Source organism: Streptomyces sp. NPDC043876, from assembly GCF_056435825.1.
Map to the genome: position 1 here is coordinate 756,052 of NZ_JBWKDV010000001.1, position 18,374 is coordinate 774,425.

Annotated in this window: 18 protein-coding genes and 1 pseudogene; 5 read left to right on the forward strand and 14 right to left on the reverse strand. The window is 70.4% G+C overall.

From position 1 onward, the window contains the following. The 12 genes from nuoL to AC0693_RS03790 are packed head-to-tail and all read right to left on the reverse strand — an operon-like array spanning position 1 to position 12,647. The gene (gene nuoL, locus AC0693_RS03735) at positions 1-1,941 is read right to left on the reverse strand and encodes an NADH-quinone oxidoreductase subunit L (protein ID WP_478800867.1); all 1,941 of its coding nucleotides are present in this window, start codon (positions 1,939-1,941) and stop codon (positions 1-3) included. A gap of 12 nt (positions 1,942-1,953) precedes the next feature. Beyond that, entirely contained in the window at positions 1,954-2,253 is a 300-nt protein-coding gene (nuoK, locus tag AC0693_RS03740; RefSeq protein WP_356415820.1) for an NADH-quinone oxidoreductase subunit NuoK, read from the reverse strand. Then, on the reverse strand, positions 2,250-3,050 hold the full coding sequence (locus AC0693_RS03745) for an NADH-quinone oxidoreductase subunit J (protein ID WP_469339366.1): 801 nt from the start codon (positions 3,048-3,050) through the stop codon (positions 2,250-2,252). Before AC0693_RS03745 ends, nuoK begins: the two co-directional genes overlap by 4 nt. A 5-nt stretch (positions 3,051-3,055) precedes the next feature. After that, on the reverse strand, positions 3,056-3,661 hold the full coding sequence (nuoI, locus tag AC0693_RS03750) for an NADH-quinone oxidoreductase subunit NuoI (RefSeq protein ID WP_356415818.1): 606 nt from the start codon (positions 3,659-3,661) through the stop codon (positions 3,056-3,058). Further along, positions 3,654-5,003, reverse strand: coding sequence for an NADH-quinone oxidoreductase subunit NuoH (gene nuoH / locus AC0693_RS03755; protein ID WP_356415832.1), 1,350 nt, complete (start codon positions 5,001-5,003; stop codon positions 3,654-3,656). Before nuoH ends, nuoI begins: the two co-directional genes overlap by 8 nt. 20 nt (positions 5,004-5,023) lie before the next feature. Beyond that, positions 5,024-7,543 carry an NADH-quinone oxidoreductase subunit G gene (locus tag AC0693_RS03760; RefSeq protein WP_478800868.1) on the reverse strand — a complete coding sequence of 840 codons (2,520 nt, stop codon included), beginning with the start codon at positions 7,541-7,543 and terminating at the stop codon, positions 5,024-5,026. Continuing rightward, on the reverse strand, positions 7,540-8,889 hold the full coding sequence (gene nuoF / locus AC0693_RS03765; protein ID WP_469320226.1) for an NADH-quinone oxidoreductase subunit NuoF: 1,350 nt from the start codon (positions 8,887-8,889) through the stop codon (positions 7,540-7,542). The genes AC0693_RS03760 and nuoF overlap by 4 nt, the downstream gene beginning before the upstream one ends. Further along, positions 8,889-9,641 carry an NADH-quinone oxidoreductase subunit NuoE gene (nuoE, locus tag AC0693_RS03770; RefSeq protein WP_356415809.1) on the reverse strand — a complete coding sequence of 251 codons (753 nt, stop codon included), beginning with the start codon at positions 9,639-9,641 and terminating at the stop codon, positions 8,889-8,891. The genes nuoF and nuoE overlap by 1 nt, the downstream gene beginning before the upstream one ends. Continuing rightward, positions 9,638-10,972, reverse strand: coding sequence for an NADH-quinone oxidoreductase subunit D (locus AC0693_RS03775; RefSeq protein WP_468463096.1), 1,335 nt, complete (start codon positions 10,970-10,972; stop codon positions 9,638-9,640). The genes nuoE and AC0693_RS03775 overlap by 4 nt, the downstream gene beginning before the upstream one ends. Next, complete coding sequence (locus AC0693_RS03780; protein WP_478800869.1) at positions 10,972-11,721, reverse strand: NADH-quinone oxidoreductase subunit C; 750 nt, start codon at positions 11,719-11,721, stop codon at positions 10,972-10,974. Before AC0693_RS03780 ends, AC0693_RS03775 begins: the two co-directional genes overlap by 1 nt. Further along, entirely contained in the window at positions 11,718-12,272 is a 555-nt protein-coding gene (locus AC0693_RS03785; protein WP_330331952.1) for a NuoB/complex I 20 kDa subunit family protein, read from the reverse strand. Before AC0693_RS03785 ends, AC0693_RS03780 begins: the two co-directional genes overlap by 4 nt. Before the next feature lie 15 nt (positions 12,273-12,287). Then, a complete protein-coding gene (locus AC0693_RS03790) occupies positions 12,288-12,647 on the reverse strand; it encodes an NADH-quinone oxidoreductase subunit A (protein WP_283452259.1) in 360 nt (119 codons plus the stop codon). A 736-nt stretch (positions 12,648-13,383) separates the two neighbouring features. On the opposite strand from AC0693_RS03790, the gene AC0693_RS03795 reads away from it, so the two are divergent. Both AC0693_RS03795 and AC0693_RS03800 read left to right on the forward strand, forming a co-directional pair. Further along, positions 13,384-14,238, forward strand: a complete 855-nt coding sequence (locus AC0693_RS03795; protein ID WP_356415802.1) for a C40 family peptidase — start codon at positions 13,384-13,386, stop codon at positions 14,236-14,238. 328 nt (positions 14,239-14,566) lie between these two features. Continuing rightward, on the forward strand, positions 14,567-14,950 hold the full coding sequence (locus AC0693_RS03800; protein WP_469320225.1) for a hypothetical protein: 384 nt from the start codon (positions 14,567-14,569) through the stop codon (positions 14,948-14,950). Positions 14,951-14,972: 22 nt separating this feature from the next. Here AC0693_RS03800 and AC0693_RS03805 read toward each other — a convergent pair. Further along, positions 14,973-15,647, reverse strand: a pseudogene (locus tag AC0693_RS03805) (helix-turn-helix domain-containing protein); the annotation flags it as partial. Between the two features lie 57 nt (positions 15,648-15,704). Between AC0693_RS03805 and AC0693_RS03810 the strand changes: the two are divergent. Further along, positions 15,705-15,947: a hypothetical protein gene (locus AC0693_RS03810; protein ID WP_469339346.1), complete on the forward strand. Its 243-nt coding sequence runs from the start codon at positions 15,705-15,707 to the stop codon at positions 15,945-15,947. Next, positions 15,941-16,390, forward strand: coding sequence for a PIN domain-containing protein (locus tag AC0693_RS03815; RefSeq protein WP_478800870.1), 450 nt, complete (start codon positions 15,941-15,943; stop codon positions 16,388-16,390). Before AC0693_RS03810 ends, AC0693_RS03815 begins: the two co-directional genes overlap by 7 nt. 61 nt (positions 16,391-16,451) lie before the next feature. Here AC0693_RS03815 and AC0693_RS03820 read toward each other — a convergent pair whose 3' ends face one another. Continuing rightward, positions 16,452-17,735, reverse strand: a complete 1,284-nt coding sequence (locus AC0693_RS03820; protein ID WP_356415796.1) for a geranylgeranyl reductase family protein — start codon at positions 17,733-17,735, stop codon at positions 16,452-16,454. A gap of 99 nt (positions 17,736-17,834) precedes the next feature. On the opposite strand from AC0693_RS03820, the gene AC0693_RS03825 reads away from it, so the two are divergent. After that, positions 17,835-18,362 carry a GNAT family N-acetyltransferase gene (locus AC0693_RS03825; RefSeq protein ID WP_356415793.1) on the forward strand — a complete coding sequence of 176 codons (528 nt, stop codon included), beginning with the start codon at positions 17,835-17,837 and terminating at the stop codon, positions 18,360-18,362. The last annotated feature ends 12 nt before the right edge of the window (positions 18,363-18,374 follow it).

Consider the following 18,374-nt stretch of genomic DNA (forward strand, 5'->3'; position numbering starts at 1 on the left):
TCACACCGCCCTCATCAGCAGGGTCGCGGCGATCAGGATCGCCGTGCCCCCGAACATCGAGACCGCGTAGCTGCGGGCGTAGCCGTTCTGGAGCTTGCGCAGCCGGCCCGACAGCCCGCCGACCGCGGCGGCCGTTCCGTTGACCACACCGTCGACGAGGCTGTGGTCGACGTAGACGAGCGAGCGGGTCAGGTGCTCGCCGCCGCGCACCAGCACGACGTGGTTGAAGTCGTCCTGGAGCAGGTCGCGCCGGGCGGCGCGGGTGAGCAGCGAGCCGCGCGGGGCGACCACCGGGACGGGCCTGCGCCCGTACATCGCCCAGGCGATCGCGACGCCGACGACCAGCACCACCATGGTGGACAGGGTCACCGTCAGGGCGCTGACCGGCGGGTTCCCGTGCTCGTGCCCGGTGACGGGCTCCAGCCACTTCAGGAACCGGTCGCCGATCCCGAAGAACCCGCCCGCGAAGACCGACCCGAAGGCCAGCACGATCATCGGGACGGTCATCGACTTCGGGGACTCGTGCGGGTGCGGCATGCGCCCGGCCGCGTGCTCGGCCGCGGGTTCGGCGCTGGGCACCGCGTCCGCGTCGGGCGCCGGCTGCCACCGCTTCTCGCCGAAGAACGTCAGGAGCATCACGCGGGTCATGTAGAACGCGGTGATCGCGGCGCCCAGCAGGGCCACGCCGCCGAGGATCCAGCCCTCGGTGCCGCCCTTCGCGAAGGCCGCCTCGATGATGCGGTCCTTGGAGAAGAAGCCCGACAGGCCCGGGAAGCCGATGATGGCGAGGTAGCCGAGGCCGAAGGTGACGAAGGTGACCGGCATGTAGGTCCGCAGGCCGCCGTACTTGCGCATGTCGACCTCGTCGTTCATCCCGTGCATCACGGAACCCGCGCCGAGGAAGAGACCGGCCTTGAAGAAGCCGTGCGTCACCAGGTGCATGATCGCGAAGACGTAGCCGATGGGGCCGAGGCCCGCGGCCAGGATCATGTAGCCGATCTGCGACATCGTGGACCCGGCGAGGGCCTTCTTGATGTCGTCCTTCGCGCAACCGACGATCGCACCGAAGAGGAGCGTCACCGCGCCGACCACGACGACCGCGGTCTGCGCGTCCGGCGCCCCGTTGAAGATGGCGCCCGAGCGGACGATCAGGTAGACACCGGCGGTCACCATCGTCGCCGCGTGGATGAGGGCCGAGACCGGGGTCGGGCCCTCCATCGCGTCGCCGAGCCAGGACTGCAGCGGCACCTGGGCCGACTTGCCGCAGGCCGCGAGCAGCAGCATCAGGCCGATGGCCGTCAGCTTGCCCTCGGACGTGCCGTCCGCCGCACCGAGCACCGGCCCGAAGGCGAAGGTGCCGAAGGTCGTGAACATCAGCATGATGGCGATCGACAGGCCCATGTCGCCGACCCGGTTGACCAGGAAGGCCTTCTTCGCGGCGGTGGCCGCGCTGGGCTTGTGCTGCCAGAAGCCGATGAGCAGGTACGACGCCAGGCCGACGCCCTCCCAACCGACGTACAGCAGCAGGTAGTTGTCGGCGATGACCAGGAGCAGCATCGCCGCGAGGAAGAGGTTCAGGTAGCCGAAGAAGCGGCGGCGGCGCTCGTCGTGCTCCATGTACCCGATCGAGTACACGTGGATGAGCGTGCCGACGCCGGTGATCAGCAGGACGAAGGTCATCGACAGCTGGTCGAGCTGGAAGCCGAGGTCGGCCCGGAAGCCCTCCACCGGGATCCAGCTGAACAGCCGTTGGTGCATCGCCCGGTCCTCGGCGCCGCGGCCGAGCATGTCGGCGAAGAGCACCGCGCCGATCCCGAAGGACGCGGCGGCGAACAGGGTGCCGAGCAGGTGCCCGGCCTTGTCGAGCCGGCGGCCGCCGCACAGCAGCACCGCCGCTCCGAGCAGGGGCGCCGCTACCAGCAGCGCGATCAGGTTCTCCACTGTGAGCGCCCCTTACAGCTTCATCAGGCTGGCGTCGTCGACCGAGGCCGAGTGGCGCGTACGGAACAGCGACACGATGATCGCGAGGCCCACCACGACCTCCGCGGCGGCGACGACCATCGTGAAGAAGGCGATGATCTGGCCGTCCAGGTTGCCGTGCATCCGGGAGAAGGTCACGAAGGCCAGGTTGCAGGCGTTGAGCATCAGCTCGACGCACATGAACAGGACGATCGCGTTCCTGCGGACGAGCACGCCCGCCGCGCCGATGGTGAACAGCAGGGCGGCGAGGTAGAGGTAGTTGACGGGGTTCACTTCGATGCCTCCTCACGGCCGAGCCGCTCGGACGAGGCCTGCTCCAGCGCCTTCATGTCCTCCAGCGCCGTGCCGGACACGTCCCGGATCTGGCCCCGGGCGCGCAGGGTCTTGTTGACGGTCAGCTCGGACGGCGTGCCGTCCGGCAGCAGACCGGCGATGTCCACCGCGTTGTGCCGGGCGTAGACGCCGGGGGCGGGCAGCGGCGGGAGCTGGACGCCCTCGCGCACGCGCTTGTCGGCCAGCTCGCGCTGGGTCGCGGCGCGCTCGGTGCGCTCGCGGTGGGTGAGCACCATCGCGCCGACGGCCGCCGTGATGAGCAGCGCGCCGGTGATCTCGAAGGCGAACACGTACTTGGTGAAGATCAGCGTCGCCAGCCCCTCGACGTGGCCCGCGGAGTTGACCTTCTCCAGCCCGTTGAAGTGGTTCAGGGAGGCGTTGCGGATCCCGGCGATCAGCAGGATGCCGAAGCCGAGGCCGCACAGCAGGGCCAGCCAGCGCTGGCCCTTGAGGGTCTCCTTGAGCGAGTCGGCCGCGGTGACGCCGACGAGCATGACCACGAAGAGGAAGAGCATCATGATCGCGCCGGTGTAGACGATGACCTGGACGACGCCCAGGAAGTACGCCCCGTTGGCGAGGTAGAAGACCGCCAGGACGATCATCGTCCCGGCCAGGCACAGTGCGCTGTGGACGGCCTTCTTCAGCAGGACCGTGCACAGCGCGCCGACCACGGCGACGGTGCCCAGGACCCAGAACTGCACGGCCTCACCGGTGGAGGTGAGCGAAGCGGCGGCCATGGCGTTCACGCGCCGACCCCCTCGGTGGCGTTCCCGTCGGCGCTCTCGCCCTTGGAGACGGCGACCTGCCGGACCGTGCCCGGCGCGGCCTCCGTCACCAGCCCGCGGTAGTAGTCCTGGTCGTCCGTACCCGGGAACACCGAGTGCGGGGCCTCGACCATGCCCTCCGTCAGACCGGCGAGGAGCTGCTCCTTGGTGTAGATGAGCGCCCCGCGGCTGGAGTCGGCCAGTTCGAACTCGTTCGTCATGGTCAGCGCCCGGGTGGGGCACGCCTCGACGCACAGCCCGCACAGGATGCAGCGGGCGTAGTTGATCTGGTAGACGCGGCCGTAGCGCTCGCCCGGGGAGTAGCGCTCCTCCTCGGTGTTGTCCGCGCCCTCCACGTAGATCGCGTCGGCGGGACAGGCCCAGGCGCACAGTTCGCACCCGATGCACTTCTCCAGACCGTCCGGATGGCGGTTGAGCTGGTGCCGTCCGTGGAAACGGGGAGCGGTGGTCTTGGGCTGCTCCGGGTACTGCTCGGTCAGCCGCTTCTTGAACATGGCCTTGAAGGTCACGCCGAAGCCGGCCACCGGGTTCTGCCACTTCTCGTTCTCGTCCGCGTCAGACATCCTCAGCACCCTCCTCTCGGTCACTGTCGGTATTAGGGCCGCCACTGACGATCAGCTCCCGCTCGCCGCGGGGCCGCCTGCGCGGTACGGGTGCCAGGGTCTGGCCGGGCTTCGGCGGGACCGGGAAGCCGCCCGCCAGCGGATCGAAGGGCTCGGCGTCGCTCGGGCCCGCCACCGCGGCCGCCTTCCCCTTGCGGTCGCGGAAGACGTCCACCACCAGGGAGAGCAGCAGGACCGCGACGACGCCCCCGCCGACGTACAGCACGATCTCCGAGAAGTCGTACCGCTCGTTGCGCAGCGCCCGCACCGTCGCCACGAGCATCAGCCAGACGACGGAGACCGGGATGAGGACCTTCCAGCCGAGCTTCATCAACTGGTCGTAGCGCACGCGCGGGAGCGTGCCGCGCAGCCAGATGAAGAAGAACAGCAGCAGCTGCACCTTCAGGACGAACCAGAGCATCGGCCACCAGCCGTGGTTCGCGCCTTCCCAGTACGTCGAGATCGGCGCCGGCGCCCGCCAGCCGCCCAGGAACAGGGTGGTCGCGACGGAGGAGACGGTGACCATGTTGACGTACTCGGCCAGCATGAACAGCGCGAACTTGATGGAGGAGTACTCGGTGTTGAAGCCGCCGACCAGGTCACCCTCGGACTCCGGCATGTCGAAGGGGGCGCGGTTGGTCTCGCCCACCATCGTGACGACGTAGATGATGAAGGACACCGGCAGCAGCACGATGAACCAGCGGTCGCCCTGCGCCTCCACGATCTTCGAGGTCGACATCGACCCGGAGTAGAGGAAGACCGAGGCGAAGGCCGCGCCCATCGCGATCTCGTACGAGATCATCTGCGCGCAGGAGCGCAGGCCGCCGAGCAGCGGGTACGTCGAGCCGGAGGACCAGCCCGCCAGCACGATGCCGTAGATCCCGACCGAGGCCACCGCGAGCACGTAGAGCATCGCGATCGGCAGGTCGGTGAGCTGCATCGTGGTGCGCTGGCCGAAGATCGAGACCTCGTTGCCGGAGGGCCCGAAGGGGATCACCGCGATGGCCATGAAGGCCGGTACCGCCGCGATGATCGGGGCCAGGATGTACACCACCTTGTCGGCCCGCTTGACGACGATGTCTTCCTTCAGCATCAGCTTGACGCCGTCGGCGAGCGACTGGAGGAAGCCCCAGGGGCCGTGCCGGTTGGGGCCGATGCGCAGCTGCATCCAGGCGACGACCTTGCGCTCCCACACGATGGAGAAGAGCACGGTCACCATCAGGAAGGCGAAGCAGAACACCGCCTTGATGACCACGAGCCACCAGACGTCCTTGCCGAACAGCGACAGGTCCTCGGCCGCCATCTGTACGCCTTGTACGCCGTTCACGCGTCCACCTCCGAAGTGGCGTCGCCGGTCTCGGCCCGCCGGGTCGCGGGGCCGATGCGGACCAGGGAGCCCGGGCGGGCGCCGGTGTCCGCGAGGACGCCGGAGCCGGTGGAGTTCAGCGGGAGCCAGACCACCCGGTCGGGCATCTCGGTGATCCGCAGGGGGAGTTCCACGGACCCGGCCGGACCGGTGACGGCGAGGACGTCACCGTTCTTGACCCCGGTCTCGGCGGCGGTGGCCGCCGACAGCCGGGCACCGGCTTCGTGCCGGGTGGCGGCCAGGGCCTCGTCGCCGTCCTGGAGCCGCCCCTGGTCCAGCAGCAGCCGGTGGCCCGCGAGGACCGCCTCGCCCGCTGCGGGCCGCGGCAGCGCCGCGGTGTCCGCGGCCTGCGCGCTCGCGCGGGCACCGGCCCACGGCCCGAGCCGGTCCAGCTCCCGGCGTACGGCGTGTACGTCGGCCAGCGCGATGGGCCGGTCGGCGGCGTCGGCCAGCATGTGCAGCACGCGGGCGTCGGCCGGGGCCAGCCTGCGGGTCATCTGGTCGGGCTTCAGGGAGGCCTCGAAGGGGCGGACCCTGCCCTCCCAGTTGATGAAGGCACCCGCCTTCTCGGCGACGGCCGCCACCGGGAAGACCACGTCCGCGTGGTCGGTGACCTCGCTCGGCCGCAGTTCCAGGGAGACCACGAAGGCCTCCTTGAGGGCTTCGCGGGCCCGCTCCGGGTCCGGCAGGTCGGTGACCTCGACGCCCGCGATCAGCAGGGCGCCCAGTTCGCGGCCCGCCGCGGCCTCGATGATCTGGCCGGTGTCGCGGCCGTAGCGGTGCGGGAGTTCGTCCAGCCCCCAGGCGGCGGCGACCTCCTCCCGGGCCCGCGGGTCGGTGGCCGGGCGGGCGCCCGGCAGCAGGGACGCCAGCGCGCCCGCCTCGACGGCGGCCCGCTCGCCGGCCCGGCGCGGGATCCACACCAGGCGGGCGCCGGTCGCGGTGGCCGCCCGTACGGCCGCGGTCAGCGCGCCGGGGACGGCCGCGAGCCGCTCGCCGACCACGATGACCGCGCCCGGCAGCCGCAGCGCTTCGGCGGCGGCCTGCCCGCCGTCCTCCAGCCCGGTGCCGGAGGCGAGGGCGTCGAGCCATTCCGGTTCGGTGCCGGGGGCCGCGGCCAGCAGGGTGCCGCCCGCCTTCTGCAGTCCGCGGGTGGCGAACGGCGCGAGGCCGAAGGTGCGCTGCTTGCGCTTGAGGTGCGCCTTGCGCAGCCGCAGGAAGACCCCGGGGGCCTCCTCCTCGGCCTCGATGCCGGCGAGCAGGACGGCGGGGGCCGCCTCCAGCGAGGTGTACGTGACGCCGCTGCCGTCGAGGTCCTTGCCGCGTCCGGCGACCGAGGAGGCCAGGAAGTCGGCCTCCTCCGCGCTGTGCACCCGGGCCCGGAAGTCGATGTCGTTGGTGTCCAGCACCACCCGCGCGAACTTGGCGTAGGCGTAGGCGTCCTCGACGGGCAGCCGCCCGCCGGTGAGCACCCCCGCCCGGCCGCGCGACGCGGACAGCCCGGCGGCCGCGGCGGCGAGGGCCTCGTGCCAGCTCGCCGGGGCGAGCACCCCGTCGGCGCCGCGCACCAGCGGGGTGGTGAGCCGGTCGGGGCGCTGCGCGTAGCGGAACCCGAAGCGGCCCTTGTCGCAGATCCACTCCTCGTTGACCTCGGGATCCTCGGCCGCCAGGCGGCGCAGCACCTTGCCGCGCCGGTGGTCGGTGCGGGTCGCGCAGCCGCCCGCGCAGTGCTCGCACACGCTCGGGGAGGAGACCAGGTCGAAGGGGCGGGCACGGAACCGGTACGCGGCCGAGGTGAGGGCGCCGACCGGGCAGATCTGGATGGTGTTCCCTGAGAAGTACGACTCGAAGGGGTCGCCCTCCCCGGTACCGACCTGCTGGAGCGCGCCGCGTTCCAGCAGCTCGATCATCGGGTCTCCGGCGACCTGGTTCGAGAAGCGGGTGCAGCGCGCGCACAGCACGCACCGCTCGCGGTCGAGCAGCACCTGCGCGGAGATCGGCACCGGCTTCTCGTAGGTGCGCTTCATGCCCTCGAAACGCGATTCGGCGTTGCCGTGGGACATCGCCTGGTTCTGCAGCGGGCACTCGCCGCCCTTGTCGCAGACCGGGCAGTCCAGCGGGTGGTTGATGAGCAGCAGCTCCATCACCCCGCGCTGGGCCTTGTCGGCGACCGGCGAGGTCAGCTGCGTCTTGACCACCATGCCGTCGGTGCAGGTGATGGTGCAGGAGGCCATCGGCTTGCGCTGGCCCTCCACCTCGACGATGCACTGGCGGCAGGCGCCGGCCGGGTCGAGGAGCGGGTGGTCGCAGAACCGGGGGATCTCGACACCGATCCGCTCGGCGGCCCGGATGACCAGGGTCCCCTTGGGCACCGACAGTTCGACGCCGTCGATGGTCAGGGAGACCGTGTCGTCGGCGGCCTTCGGCGGCACCGCGGCCTCTCCGCCACCGGCGGGAGCGTTGCTGGTGACGGTCACGCGTTCACCTCCGTGTCAGCCCAGAGGGTCGACTTCTTGGGGTCGAAGGGGCAGCCCTTGCCCGTGATGTGCTGCTCGTACTCCTCGCGGAAGTACTTCAGCGAGGAGAAAATGGGGCTGGCCGCGCCGTCACCGAGCGCGCAGAACGACTTGCCGTTGATGTTGTCGGCGATGTCGTTCAGCTTGTCGAGGTCGGACATGACGCCCTTGCCCGCCTCGATGTCGCGCAGCAACTGGACCAGCCAGTACGTGCCCTCGCGGCAGGGGGTGCACTTGCCGCAGGACTCGTGCGCGTAGAACTCGGTCCAGCGGGTGACGGCCCGCACCACGCAGGTCGTCTCGTCGAAGCACTGCAGCGCCTTGGTGCCCAGCATGGAACCGGCCGCGCCCACGCCCTCGTAGTCGAGGGGCACGTCCAGGTGCTCCTCGGTGAACATGGGGGTGGAGGAGCCGCCGGGGGTCCAGAACTTCAGCCGGTGCCCGGGGCGCATGCCGCCGCTCATGTCGAGCAGCTGGCGCAGGGTGATGCCGAGGGGGGCCTCGTACTGGCCGGGACCCACGACGTGCCCGCTGAGCGAATACAGCGTGAAACCGGGGGACTTCTCGGTCCCCATCGACTTGAACCAGTCCTTGCCCCGGTTCAGGATCGCGGGAACCGACGCGATGGACTCGACGTTGTTCACCACGGTGGGGCACGCGTAGAGCCCCTCGACGGCCGGGAAGGGGGGGCGCAGCCGGGGCTGGCCACGCCTGCCTTCGAGCGAGTCGAGGAGCGCTGTCTCCTCACCGCAGATGTACGCGCCCGCGCCCGCGTGGACCGTCAGCTCCAGGTCCAGGCCGCTGCCGAGGACGTCCTTGCCGAGGTAGCCCGCCGCGTACGCCTCCCGCACGGCCTCGTGCAGGCGGCGCAGGACGGGGACCGTCTCGCCGCGCAGGTAGATGAAGGCGTGCTGCGAGCGGATCGCGTAACAGGCGATCACGATGCCCTCGATGAGGGAGTGCGGGTTGGCGAAGAGGAGCGGGATGTCCTTGCAGGTCCCCGGCTCCGACTCGTCCGCGTTCACGACCAGGTAGTGCGGCTTGCCGTCACCCTGCGGAATGAACTGCCACTTCATTCCGGTGGGGAAGCCGGCGCCGCCGCGTCCGCGCAGCCCCGAGTCCTTCACGTAGGCGATCAGGTCGTCCGGGGTCATCGCGAGCGCCTTGCGCAGGCCCTCGTAGCCGTCGTGGCGCCGGTAGGTCTCCAGCGTCCACGACCGCGGCTCGTCCCAGAAGGCCGAGAGCACGGGGGACAGCAGCTTCTCCGGGCTGGTGCCGTTCTCGTTCAGTTCGGTGGTCACCGTCATCACTCCCCCTCCTCGGCGCTCGCCTCGGCGCGCGGGTGGACGACCTTGCCGCTCTGGTGCGGGACCTCGCCGCGCGCGATCCGCAGACCGATCAGCGAGGCGGGGCCGGCGCCGCCACTGGCCTCCACGGCACCGGGGCGCTCGTCCGGGAACCCGGCCAGGATCCGGGCCGTCTCCTTGTACGTGCACAGCGGCGCGCCCCGGGTCGGCTGCACCGGGCGGCCCGCGAGCAGGTCGTCGACCAGGGCCTTCGCGGACTCGGGGGTCTGGTTGTCGAAGAACTCCCAGTTGACCATCACCACGGGCGCGAAGTCGCAGGCCGCGTTGCACTCGATGTGCTCCAGCGTGACCTTGCCGTCGTCGGTGGTCTCGTTGTTGCCGACGCCCAGGTGCTGCTTCAGCTCGTCGAAGATGGCGTCGCCGCCCATGACCGCGCACAGGGTGTTCGTACAGACCCCGACCTGGTAGTCGCCCGAGGGCTTGCGGCGGTACATCGTGTAGAAGGTGGCGACGGCGGTGACCTCGGCGGTGGTCAGGCCCAGCACCTCGGCGCAGAACCGGATGGCGGTGCGCGAGACGTACCCCTCCTCGGACTGCGTGAGGTGCAGCAGCGGCAGCAGCGCGGAGCGGCTGTCGGGGTAGCGGGCGATGACTTCCTTCGCGTCCGCTTCGAGCCGGGCGCGCACCTCGGCCGGGTAGTCGGGGGCCGGCAGCTGGGGCATGCCCAGGCTGGTCGACTGGCTGGCGCTCATCGGTCGACGCCTCCCATCACGGGGTCGATGGAGGCGACGGCCACGATGACGTCGGCGACCTGGCCGCCCTCGCACATCGCCGCCATGGCCTGCAGGTTGGTGAAGGACGGGTCGCGGAAGTGGACCCGGTAGGGGCGGGTGCCGCCGTCGGAGACGACGTGGGCGCCCAGTTCGCCCCTGGGCGACTCGACGGCCGCGTAGACCTGGCCGGCCGGTACCCGGAAGCCCTCGGTCACCAGCTTGAAGTGGTGGATGAGGGCCTCCATGGAGGTGCCCATGATGTTCTTGATGTGGTCGAGCGAGTTGCCGAGGCCGTCGGGTCCCATCGCGAGCTGCGCGGGCCAGGCGATCTTCTTGTCGGCGACCATGACCGGGCCCGGCTCCAGGCGGTCCAGGCACTGTTCGATGATCCGCAGCGACTGGCGCATCTCTTCGAGGCGGATCAGGAACCGGCCGTAGGAGTCGCAGGACTCGGTGGTCGGGACGTCGAACTCGTACTCCTCGTACCCGCAGTACGGGTCGCTCTTGCGCAGGTCGTGCGGCAGGCCCGCCGAGCGCAGCACCGGGCCGGTCGCGCCGAGCGCCATGCAGCCGGTGAGGTCGAGGTAGCCGACGTCCTGCATGCGGGCCTTGAAGATGGGGTTGCCGGTGGCGAGCTTGTCGTACTCCGGCAGGTTCTTCTTCATGGTCTTCAGGAAGTCGCGCAGCTGGTCCATGGCGCCCGGGGGCAGGTCCTGGGCGAGGCCGCCGGGGCGGATGAACGCGTGGTTCATGCGCAGGCCGGTGATCAGCTCGAAGAGGTCCAGGATCAGCTCGCGGTCACGGAAGCCGTAGATCATGATCGTGGTCGCGCCGAGCTCCATGCCGCCGGTGGCGATGCACACCAGGTGCGAGGAGAGCCGGTTCAGCTCCATCAGCAGGACGCGGATGGCGGTGGCGCGGTCGGGGATCTGGTCCGTGATGCCGAGGAGCTTCTCGACGCCCAGGCAGTAGGCCGCCTCGTTGAAGAACGGCGTCAGGTAGTCCATGCGCGTCACGAAGGTGGTGCCCTGCGTCCAGTTCCGGAATTCGAGGTTCTTCTCGATGCCGGTGTGCAGGTAGCCGATGCCGCAGCGGGCCTCGGTGACCGTCTCGCCGTCGATCTCCAGGATCAGCCGCAGCACGCCGTGCGTGGACGGGTGCTGGGGACCCATGTTGACGATGATCCGCTCGTCGTCGGCGCGGGCGGCCGACTGCACGACCTCGTCCCAGTCGCCGCCGGTGACGGTGTAGACGGTTCCCTCGGTGGTCTCGCGGGGGGAGGCGTGGGACGTCTCAGGTGAAGTGGACATCAGCTGTACGACCTCCGCTGGTCGGGAGCCGGGATCTGGGCACCCTTGTACTCGACGGGAATGCCGCCGAGCGGGTAGTCCTTGCGCTGCGGGAAGCCCTGCCAGTCGTCCGGCATCATGATCCGGGTGAGGGCCGGGTGCCCGTCGAAGACCAGGCCGAAGAAGTCGTACGCCTCGCGCTCGTGCCAGTCGTTGGTCGGGTAGACCGACACCAGCGACGGGACGTGCGGGTCGCGGTCCGGGACGGCGACCTCCAGGCGCACCACCCGGCCGTGGGTGAGCGAGCGCAGGTGGTAGACGGCGTGCAGCTCGCGGCCCTTGTCGTCGGGGAAGTGCACGCCCGAGACGCCGGTGCACAGCTCGAAGCGCAGGGCCGGGTCGTCGCGCAGGGTGGAGGCCACCCGCAGCAGGTGCTCGCGGGCGATGTGGAAGGTGAGTTCGCCGCGGTCGACGACCGTCTTCTCGATGGCGTTCTCCGGGAGCAGGTCCTGCTCCTCCAGGGCGCCTTCGAGCTCGTCGGCGACCTCGTCGAAGTACGAGCCGTACGGGCGGCTGCTCGCGCCCGGGAAGGCCACGGTGCGCACGAGGCCGCCGTAGCCGCTGGTGTCGGCGCCGTCCGAGGCCCCGAACATGCCCTTGCGGACGCCGATGACCTCGTCCGCGGCCCCGCCGCGGGGGACGGGGACGTTCGCGGTCCCCCCGGGCTCTTCGTTCGTGGCGCCGTTCGCCGCGTCGTTCGTCGCGCTCACCGGAGCAGCCCCTTCATCTCGATGGTGGGGAGCGCCTTGAGGGCCGCTTCCTCCGCCTCGCGGGCCGCCTCCTGCTGGTTCACACCGAGCTTGGAACCCTGGATCTTCTGGTGGAGCTTGAGGATCGCGTCCATCAGCATCTCGGGGCGGGGCGGGCAGCCGGGCAGATAGATGTCCACGGGGACGATGTGGTCGACGCCCTGGACAATTGCGTAGTTGTTGAACATTCCGCCCGATGATGCGCAAACCCCCATGGAGATGACCCACTTGGGAGACGGCATCTGGTCGTACACCTGCCGCAGCACGGGCGCCATCTTCTGGCTCACCCGGCCGGCCACGATCATCAGGTCGGCCTGGCGCGGCGAACCCCGGAAGACCTCCATGCCGAAGCGGGCCAGGTCGTACCGGCCCGCTCCGGTGGTCATCATCTCGATGGCGCAGCACGCGAGGCCGAACGTGGCCGGGAAGACGGATGACTTGCGCACCCAGCCCGCGGCCTGTTCGACGGTGGTCAGCAGAAAGCCGCTCGGCAGCTTCTCTTCCAGTCCCATGGAAAATTCAGCCCCTCAGTCCCATTCCAGGCCGCCCCGCCGCCATACGTACGCGTAGGCGACGAAGACGGTGAGCACGAAGAGCAGCATCTCGACGAGCCCGAAGATCCCCAGGGAGTCGAAGGTGACGGCCCAGGGGTAGAGGAAGACAACCTCGATGTCGAAGACGATGAAGAGCATCGCCGTCAGGTAGTACTTGATCGGGAAGCGACCACCGCCGGCCGGGACCGGGGTGGGTTCGATCCCGCATTCGTAGGCGTCGAGCTTTGCCCGGTTGTACCGTTTTGGGCCGATCAGCGTGGCCATGACCACGGAGAAGATCGCAAACCCTGCGCCGAGGGCGCCGAGCACGAGGATGGGTGCGTACGCATTCACGCTCCTCGCTCCTTCCAGTCGTCCTTGACCGTTGGACCGCCGCACCGGCGCACTGTCCCGCCTCGCGAAGATCACGCCGTGGAGCGAGCGCATGCATGTGAGGCAGTTCACAAGCCGGACTGGTGCGCATCTTATGCCCGGTGGTCTGTGATCTGCGACACGGGTAACAACAACGAGTTTGTGATCTCCACCACCAGGCGAACGATCATGAAGCCCACTGAGTGGTGATCTTCATACGCGAAGCATCCACATGATCACCAAAGGTGACATCCGGGCCTGTCGCCGCAGGTGGAAGGGGTGTTGCTCTATCAACGGTGCCCGCTGCACGCAAATTGGCGAGGAGTCGGGGCGGGGTGATAAAGGAAAGCCGCGTAACCCCGCCGGGGGACCCTCCGGGGACGGCGGTGGACGCGTGCATCCGTTCACGAACTCCGCACGCGCATCACGGGCGGGTCACGGCGTCCGCACGGCGTGATGGTTCTGTGACCTGCGCCACACCCGCACTCCCCGCCGGGAAAGGGGGCTTGGCCATCTGTGCGGGTCGATGGTAGCCACGTGATCAATTCGGACTTATTGGCGAAAGCCCATGATCACAGGCTTGCGGCCGAGTGTCCGGTTCGCCCGTTACGGCGTCAATAAGGCCCGTGGCGCGCCCGGTTAAACCTCTTCCGGAGCAACTGTGGCGCAGACCACCTTTCTTGATGCGAACCACAACCCCCTGATACCGGTTGTCCCTATGTCCCACACCGCTCACATACCCAGCCACCGGAAGCCCCGCCGCAGCGCTTCGAAGCTCGCGGTCCGCGCCGGAGTTGCCGGTGGCGTTCTCAGCACGCTGGCGATGGCCGGCACGGCGAGCGCGTCCCCCGCCGCCGAACCCGCCACCGAGACCACCCTCGAGATGCCGGTCCTGAACCTGGACCTCGGTTCCGAGGTGTCCTCCGCCGTCATCAAGGCCGCGGACAACACCCGTGCCCAGGCTCTCGTGGGCGAACTGACCGCCCAGGAGGAGACGGCCCGCACCGGCGCCGCCGCCGAGGCCAAGCTCGCCAAGGCCGACGCCCAGGCGAAGGCCGACGCGGAGAAGAAGGCCACGGACGAGGCCAACCGCAAGGCCGAGGCCGAGCGCGCCAACCGCAGCTCCGCCCGCACGCAGCTCGCGAGCGCCTCCGGCTCGTCCTCCTCCTCCGGCTCCTCGGCGGACTCCGACGACTCGGGCGTCCGCGCCCCGGCGACCGGTTCTGCCTCGGCCATCATCAACTTCGCCCGCAACCAGGTCGGCAAGGCGTACGTCATGGGCGGCACCGGCCCGTCCTCGTTCGACTGCTCCGGTCTCGTGCAGGCCGCCTACCGCCAGGCCGGCATCTCCCTGCCGCGCATGTCGCAGGACCAGTCCTCCGAGGGCACGTCCGTCTCGCTGAGCAACCTCCAGCCGGGCGACGTCCTGTACTGGGGCAGCCGCGGCAGCGCCTACCACGTCGCCATCTACAGCGGCGGCGGCAAGTTCATCGGCGCGCAGAACTCCGGCACGGGCATCGTCGAGCGCTCGCTGAGCTACGACCCGCCGACCGGCGCCGTCCGCATCCTCTGATCCGACCGGATCGGACCGCAGGACCAGCGCCACCGCCGGCATCGAGGTCGGCACCGGGACCGCCGGAAGCCGGTACTCCCCCGCTCGGGGGGCGAGTACCGGCTTCCGTGCGGCACCGATGCCCGGCTGACGACCCGTCTCACCGCCTGCCGGGCCCCACGGGGGCCCGGGGGCCCCTCGCGCACCCCTGCCGCCGCCGTGACGGCCTTCAAGGCCCCCCGGGCGCCTCTCGCTGCCGCGCGCGCCCCCGGCGTACGGAACCTCACGCGCCCCGAGGGCTCCGACGCGCGCCCCGGAGCCCTACCATCTGGGGCAGGAGGTGGCCGGATTGAGCACGCACCACGACGCGCACCGCAGCAACCACGACGGACCGGACGGCGCGGGCGGCGACACGACGCGCCACGCCCCGGCCCCTGACGACCCGACGGCCGTCGCGGCCGCCGTCGGCCTCGGCCTGCTCGCCCTCGGCGGCTGGCTGCTGACCACCACGCGCCCCTGGACCCGCCCCGACGGCCCCGCCGTCCTGGCCCTGTACTGGGGTTCGGCCCTGGCCGTCCTGCTGTGCGGCCTCGTCCTGCTGCGCCGCGGCGTGCACTCCGTCCACGGCGTCGGCGTCCACGCCCCCGACGCGGGCCCCTGGGGCAACGTACCCGCCCAGAACACCCATTCCCCCTCTTTCCCCCTCCCCACCCCACCCGAGCCCCCGGCCTGACCCGGGCGTTGAAGCCCTGCCGTCAGTTCGCCTCCGGCCCGAACCGGCGCCTGTACGCCGACGGCGTGATGCCGGTCTCGCGGCGCATCAGCGTCCGCAGGTTGGCGGCGGTCCCCAGCCCGCTGCGCCGGGCGACCAGCTCGAAACGGGACTCGCCCCGCTCGATCAACCGGCACGCCAGCGCGAGCCGTTCCCCAATCAGCCAGGCCAGCGGCGTCGTGCCCAGCTGCGCCCGGAAGCGGCGGTGCAGCGTCGCCGGGCTGACCGCCGCCCGCGCCGCGAGGCCGGAGACGGTGTGCGGTGCGTCCAGCCGCTCCTGGACCCAGGCCAGGACGGGTGCCAAGGACTCGTCCGGCAGGTCGGGCACGGGGCGCTCCACGAACTGCCGCTGGCCGCCGCCGCGGTGCGCCGCGAAGACCAGCCGACGGCTCACGGAGTTGGCGACCTCCGCGCCGTGGTCGCGCCGGACCACGTGCAGCCCGAGATCGAGCGCGGCCGCGCTGCCCGCCGCGGTGAGGATGTCGCCGTCGTCCACGAAGAGCACGTCCGATGCGAGCCGGACGGAGGGGAAGCGGGCCCGGAAGGAATCCGCCCACTGCCAGTGGGCCGTGGCCCGGCGCCCGTCGAGGACGCCGGCCTCGGCCAGGGTGAAGGCGCCGCTGCAGAAGCCGACCAGGCGCGCGCCTCTTCTGTCCGCGTCGGCCCGCCACCGGATCCGCGAGAAATTTCCTACCGGCGGTGCTACGTTTTAGGTATGAGCAGTCACGCAGCATCCCAGGGCACCGAGCGCGCGGGCAAGAGATCCGTGTCGCTCGCCCAGTCATTGATCAAGGAAGTCGAGGAGCGCGCCGGCAAGAGCGGGTTCTCCTCCGTGGTGGCCGAAGCGCTGGAGGAATGGCTCGCTGCGCAGAAGCTCCGCGAGGTCGTGACCGCCGACCGCAAGGCGTTCGGCCGCGTCTCCGCCGAAGCGCGGCGGCAGGCGGAGCAGGAGTGGTAAGCAAGCGCCTCAAGATCAAGGCCAAGAGCGAGGGCACGCTCGTCCTGGACGCCCGAGGGCTTTCCCTGCACGTCGACGGTGACGAGGGGATGCGTGCACGCATCGAGGTCGCTCAGCAGAGCGGCCGACGCGTGGCGATGTCCGCCCTGACGCCCTTGGAGGTGCGCCGAACGGGAGAAGCCGCAAAGCGACTCCAGTTCCTGCTGTCCCGGTTCGATGTGAAGCCGGTCAACGACGCGGTGACAGACGCGGCAGCGAAGCTGCTGGACGCGTCGGGCCTTGACGGGCACGAATGCCTCGTGGATGCACTCGTGGTGGCCACGGCCGCGCTCTGCGCTCCCCCGGTACTGCTCGTCACTTCTGACAAGTCGCACATTCCGGCGCTGTGCAAGGCCGCCGAGCAGCTTCCGGGCTCGCCGAAGGTGAAAATCGTCAACGTCTGACGGCGCCCAACGCCACCGGCCGGGCCGCCCGGTTGTCCGGTGAGCGGCCCGGTCCTGGTGGTCAGGCCTTCGGGGCCACCTTGCTCAGGCCGTTGATGATGCGGTCCATCGCGTCGCCGCCCTGGGGGTCGGTGAGGTTCGCCAGCATCTTCAGGGTGAAGCGCATCAGCACCGGGTGCGTCAGGCCGCGCTGGGCGGCGATCTTCATGACCTTCGGGTTGCCGATCAGCTTCACGAAGGCGCGGCCCAGCGTGTAGTAGCCGCCGTAGGTCTCCTTGAGGACCTTCGGGTAGCTGTGCAGCGCCAGTTCGCGCTGCGCCGGGGTGGCGCGGGCGTGGGCCTGGACGATGACCTCGGCCGCGATCTGGCCCGACTCCATCGCGTAGGCGATGCCCTCGCCGTTGAACGGGTTGACCAGCCCGCCCGCGTCGCCCACCAGCAGCAGGCCCTTGGTGTAGTGCGGCTGCCGGTTGAAGGCCATCGGCAGGGCCGCACCGCGGATCGGCTGCGTCATGTTCTCCGGGGTGTAGCCCCAGTCGGCGGGCATGGAGGCGCACCACGCCTTCAGCACCTCGCGCCAGTCCAGCTCCTTGAAGGCGGAGGAGGAGTTGAGGATGCCGAGACCGACGTTCGACGTGCCGTCGCCCATGCCGAAGATCCAGCCGTAGCCGGGCAGCAGCCGCTCCTGGCCGCCGCGCCGGTCCCACAGTTCCAGCCACGACTCCAGGTAATCGTCGTCGTGGCGCGGGGAGGTGAAGTACGTGCGCACGGCGACGCCCATCGGGCGGTCGTCGCGCCGGTGCAGGCCCATCGCCAGCGAGAGCCGCGAGGAGTTGCCGTCGGCCGCCACGACCAGGGGGGCGCTGAAGGTGACCGGGGTCTTCTCCTCGCCCAGCTTCGCGTGCACGCCCGTGATGTGCCCGGTGCGCGGGTCGCGGACGGGCTCGCCGACGTTGCAGCGCTCGTAGAGGCGGGCCCCGGCCTTCTGGGCCTGCCGGGCGAGGGTCTCGTCGAAGTCGTCGCGCTTGCGGACCAGTCCGTAGTCGGGGAAGGAGGCCAGCTCCGGCCAGTCCAGCTGGAGCCGCTGCCCGCCGCCGATGATCCGCAGGCCCTTGTTGCGGAGCCAGCCGGCCTCTTCGGAGACGTCGACGCCCATCGCCACGAGCTGCTTGGTGGCCCGCGGGGTCAGACCGTCACCGCAGACCTTCTCGCGCGGGAACGCCGTCTTCTCCAGGAGCAGGACGTCGAGTCCGGCCTTGGCGAGGTAGTACGCGGTGGTGGAGCCGGCGGGCCCGGCCCCGACGACGATCACATCCGCGGAGTGTTCGGAGAGGGGCTCGGTCACTGCGGGATCTCCCGAAGGCTCGATTAGGGGTGCCGAACGGCACGAGACATGTGCAGTCTAAGCAGCCAGAGAGATCACGATCCGAAGGGCTGCCCCACGATGACCGCCTCACCGACCCGGCCGCTCCCCGATGTACAGCTGCGTGTGCCCACCGACGAGGACGCGCACGCCTGGCACCGGGTGTTCGGCCACCCCGACGTCATGGAGTTCCTGGGCGGCCCCGCCGAACTCTCCGTGTATGAGGAGTTCACCGCCCGCCAGCGGATGCACGACGCCCGCCACGGCTTCTGCCTGTGGACCCTCGTGGACCGGGACGGCGACGTGATGGGGTTCACCGGGGCCCAGCCCTGGCCCAAGCCCTGGGGGCCGCCCCTCGGCGAGATCGAGATCGGCTGGCGGCTCGGCCGCGCGTACTGGGGCAAGGGCTACGCGTACGCCGCCGCGCTCGCGACCGTCGACCGGGTCCGGGCGGCGGGCGTGCCGCAGGTCATGGCGATGATCGATGCCCGCAACGTGCGTTCCCTCGCGGTGGCGGAACGCCTCGGCATGGAACTCGCCGAGGAGTTCACCTCTCCGAGTGGCCATCCGGGACGCAAGTACACGCTGGACTTCCGTACGGCGGCGTAAGCACACGGCAGG

Bases quoted from the DNA above. Each gene is read 5' to 3' on its own strand.
- AC0693_RS03775 (WP_468463096.1), bottom strand. From the start codon at position 10,972: ATGTCCACTTCACCTGAGACGTCCCACGCCTCCCCCCGCGAGACCACC.
- AC0693_RS03745 (WP_469339366.1), bottom strand. From the start codon at position 3,050: ATGGCCGCCGCTTCGCTCACCTCCACCGGTGAGGCCGTGCAGTTCTGG.
- nuoH (WP_356415832.1), bottom strand. From the start codon at position 5,003: ATGGCGGCCGAGGACCTGTCGCTGTTCGGCAAGGACGTCTGGTGGCTC.
- AC0693_RS03810 (WP_469339346.1), top strand. From the start codon at position 15,705: ATGAGCAGTCACGCAGCATCCCAGGGCACCGAGCGCGCGGGCAAGAGA.
- AC0693_RS03825 (WP_356415793.1), top strand. From the start codon at position 17,835: ATGACCGCCTCACCGACCCGGCCGCTCCCCGATGTACAGCTGCGTGTG.
- nuoF (WP_469320226.1), bottom strand. From the start codon at position 8,889: ATGACGGTGACCACCGAACTGAACGAGAACGGCACCAGCCCGGAGAAG.
- nuoE (WP_356415809.1), bottom strand. From the start codon at position 9,641: ATGAGCGCCAGCCAGTCGACCAGCCTGGGCATGCCCCAGCTGCCGGCC.
- nuoI (WP_356415818.1), bottom strand. From the start codon at position 3,661: ATGTCTGACGCGGACGAGAACGAGAAGTGGCAGAACCCGGTGGCCGGC.
- AC0693_RS03795 (WP_356415802.1), top strand. From the start codon at position 13,384: ATGTCCCACACCGCTCACATACCCAGCCACCGGAAGCCCCGCCGCAGC.
- AC0693_RS03785 (WP_330331952.1), bottom strand. From the start codon at position 12,272: ATGGGACTGGAAGAGAAGCTGCCGAGCGGCTTTCTGCTGACCACCGTC.